Raw genomic sequence first — 242 nt, 5'->3', positions numbered from 1 at the left:
CCGCCGCGGCGCGCGCCCACCCGCGGCCGCCGCCCGCCCCTTCCCGCCCGCACCAGCGCCCCGCGAGCCACAAAGCGCCGTAGGCAAAGGCGAGGAACGGATAGGCGGGCGTCACGCACCACCCGCTCGCCCCGCCCACGGTGATGGCGAGAAAATCGATCGCCGCGGCCTCGGCGAGAAGCGCGGCAAACCACCCCGCCGAGCACAGGGACATGCCGGCAAGAAAGAACACGGCCCAGGAC

Annotated in this window: 1 pseudogene; it reads right to left on the bottom strand. The window is 74.4% G+C overall.

The window, feature by feature from the left end:
• A pseudogene (locus ACTFO6_RS19565) lies at positions 1-242 on the bottom strand (hypothetical protein); the annotation flags it as partial.

The sequence above is a fragment of the Pelomicrobium sp. G1 genome (assembly GCF_051905455.1).
GTDB lineage: Bacteria > Pseudomonadota > Gammaproteobacteria > Burkholderiales > UBA6910 > Pelomicrobium.
This window is presented reverse-complemented; position numbering and strand designations above follow the sequence as displayed.